This is a genomic window from Xanthovirga aplysinae, from assembly GCF_009711365.1.
Classification (GTDB): domain Bacteria; phylum Bacteroidota; class Bacteroidia; order Cytophagales; family Cyclobacteriaceae; genus Xanthovirga; species Xanthovirga aplysinae.
In genome coordinates, this window is the sequence record NZ_SMMB01000737.1 from 1 (window position 1) to 3,591 (window position 3,591).

At 40.4% G+C, this 3,591-nt stretch carries 2 protein-coding genes; both read left to right on the plus strand.

What is annotated here, in order from left to right:
- A partial coding sequence (locus E1171_RS04875; protein WP_222931394.1) for a gamma carbonic anhydrase family protein occupies positions 1–672 on the plus strand: 672 nt, incomplete at its 5' end.
- Between the two features lie 206 nt (positions 673–878).
- Positions 879–3,365, plus strand: a complete 2,487-nt coding sequence (locus E1171_RS04880) for an alpha/beta hydrolase family protein (RefSeq protein WP_155204658.1) — start codon at positions 879–881, stop codon at positions 3,363–3,365.
- Positions 3,366–3,591: the final 226 nt, after the last annotated feature.

Genomic DNA, 3,591 nt, shown 5'->3' on the forward strand with positions numbered 1-3,591 from the left:
ACAAAATCCGAAGCTCAGAAAGCACAGCAGCCAGCCGAGTCGTTATGTGCAAGTAAAAAAACAACATTGATGATAATTGAACATTTAGGGAAAAAACCAAATATTGATCAATCGGCTTATATTGCTCCTAATGCAACAATTTGTGGCGATGTGACTATTAGAAAAAATGCCCGAATAATGTTTGGTGCCCAAATCATAGCCGAAAGCAGTCCGATTGAAATCGGAGAAAACTGCATAATTCTGGAAAATGCCGTAATTAGAGGAACTCAGAACTTGCCAGTAAAAATTGGAGATAATTGCTTAGTAGGACCAAATTCACACCTTGCGGGGTGTATTATTGAAAACAATGTGTTTTTGGCAACAGGAGTTTCAATTTTTCATGGTGCGATTATTAAAAAAGGTTCAGAAATTAGGATTAATGGAGTGGTACATCTAAATACTTTGTTTCCCGAAAATGAAACTCTACCCATTGGTTGGGTTGCTGTTGGAAATCCCATGAAAATGTTTCCTCCTGATAAGCACGATGAGATTTGGGAACTACAAAAAGAGCTAAATTTCCCAAATTTGGTATATGGTATTCAAGTCCGAGAAAATCTAGAAGATATTAACAGGGTACTCTGTGAAAAAATGTCAAAAAGGTTAAGCGAACATAAATCTGACCGAATATTATGAGGAAAAAACCAACAGATAACAATGGCTAGCTGCCATGCTTTGTCAATGCGCAAAACCAAGCACTAAAAAGGGCAGCAGTCAACAGGGCTATTTCATGGAATAAACAGAAGGAGAACATTAATATCGCTATTGATAAAATTTCAGTCGTTTAATTATTAAATTAAATATCAAATTATTTTTAGCCAAATTCATCAAAAATCTATATCATGAAAAAAACAATCTTTCCCTTCTTGTTTCTCAGCTTTATTTGCTTGTTAGCCAATCAGGAAAGCAATGCTCAGGAGAAAAACATTGAAGCCAATGACAATACCTGGAAATCTCCTGATGAAGACATACTCAAAATTCTTCATGCACCGCAACTACCCCGAACGTCAATATCCCCTAAGGGAACACATATGTTGCTATCAGATCCTAATATCTACCCAACCTTGTCGGAGTTGGCAGGACCAATGCTTAAACTAGCGGGGATACGTGTTAATCCCAAAAACAATTATTACCATGGCAGACATGGTGGCACTTCCCCAAGAGTGCTTACTATTAAGGATGGGACAACCGTGGACCTGAATATTCCGGATGAAGCCGAAGTTATTTCTACTTATTGGACTGTCGATGGTCAACGCTTTGCTTTGTCCGTAGGATTTGAAGATCGGATTGAATTGTGGATGGGGGACATAAGTGGCCGTGTAGAAAAGGTGCCAAATATGATTCTTAATCCCTTAATGGATCAAGCCGTGAAATGGTTTCCAGACCAAGAAAAAATGTTAATCAGAAGAATTAATGATCGTGGTGCTGCTCCTCAAAAACCGGCGATGCCAAAAGGGCCTAAGATTTTAGAAGATGCCGGTGCCTCTGCTAGATCAACCTACGAAGCAAGAAACCTTCTTGAAACGGCCTACGATGATGAGTTGTTCAGCTATTACACCCAGTGTGAATTAGTTATTTACGACATTAAAACAAAACAAACACAGGTTATCGGACCTGCTGCCTCCTACATGTACGCAGGTATCTCTCCAGATGGGGATTACCTTTTAATAGAAAGATTGAAAGAGCCTTGGTCACATGAGGTAGCATGGTGGCGATTTGCCAATGACATTGAAGTATGGAATCTGAAAGGACAATTGGTAAAAACTATTGCCAATCAACCTGTTGCGAATGAGGTACCCATACATGGTGTGATTACCGGTCCTCGAAGTGTATCTTGGCAACCAACAGCTCCTCATACTTTGTATTGGAGAGAAGCATTAGACGGTGGAAATCCAGTGGCAGAAGCCGAGTTCAGAGACAAACTTATGCGGTGGGAAGCACCATTCAATGGTACGCCAGAAGAAGTTTTCAAAGCAGAACATCGTATCCAAGGAACCATGTGGGGGCAAACTGAGGGGATGTTAATGGTATATCAAAGGGAGCGTATGAAAAGGTGGCGTTATGTTTGGTTACTGGATGTTAACAAAGGTACTTCGAGACAATGGTTTGATTTGGATGAAGATGATCGCTACAATGATCCGGGCTTTCCCCTTTATACACAATTGGATAATGGTAAATACGTAATCAAAGTTGAAGATGGGGCCATGTATTTCCGTGGGAGTGGAGGCACCAAAGAAGGAGATCGTCCATTTGTTGATCGCAGAAATATTAAAACAGGAGATGTCGAAAGAATATTCAGATCTGCCAAGGACAAATATGAATACTTTGTTGGCTTTGCTGAGAAGTCTAACAGGTTCATCATGAGATCTGAGTCTTCTACTACTGTGCCTAATTATTACTTGGCAAAATTGGGGAAATCAATTAAAGCGGAAGCAGGTGAAGGAACTAGAGCTATCACTAAGCACCCTATTACAAAATTTGAAGATCCAAGTCCTGAGCTGCGCCAGATAGAAAACAAGATTGTCCGATACAAAAGAAATGATGGTGTTGAATTAAGTTTCCAATTGTTATTGCCTCCAGGATATAAAGAAGGAACCAGGGTGCCTACGGTTGTGTATGCCTATCCTTTGGAATATTCAGGCGCTAAAACAGCCGGGCAGGTTAGAGGTTCCTCCAATCGTTTTATGCGTATTTGGGGTGCGTCCCACAAATACTTTTTAATGCGGGGATACGCCGTACTGGATAATACCGCAATGCCAATGATTGGCGATCCTGAAACAGTATATGATACATTTGTTCCTCAATTGGTAGCTGATGCGGAAGCCGCTGTTGCAAAAGCTGTAGATATGGGGATCGCAGATCCGGATAGGATTGGTATCATTGGTCACAGCCATGGAGGTTTAATGGTTGCCAATTTATTGGCACACACCGATTTGTTTTCTGCGGGAATTGCACGGAGTGGTTCCTATAATAAAACAAACCAGCCATTTGGATTTCAGGGAGAACGCCGTTCACTTTTTGAAGCGACCCAATCCTATATTGACTGCTCTCCTACCTTCTTTGCCGACAAGGTTAATGAACCTATTTTGATTATTCACGGTGATGATGATTCCAATCCGGGGACACTTACTTTTCAGTCAGAGGTATTTTACGAAGCGGTAAGAGGTTCTGGGGGGACTGCCCGATTGGTCTTGTTACCGTTTGAAGATCATGGCTACAGAGCAAAGGAATCCATCGAACATGTTTTGTGGGAACAAATGAATTGGTTTGACAAGTATGTTAAAAATCGTGAAATCACTGAAGAAGCAAAGAACGTGGAGAAGCCATAACTGTATGAGCATTTCAAATTGATGTAAACCATATTTCAATTAGGGGATTGTCAAGTTCTTTTGACAAATGCTTAATGTATTGCGGTTAAACATATACCTTAAAAGTTAAAGTGAACTGCATTTAACAATGTAAACCTGATATGCGCCCTAGAAGGGCGCATATCAGGTTTACTAACCCTTGGTAACCATTTCCTATATCAGAGAAACCGATTAATTTCTCTTGCTA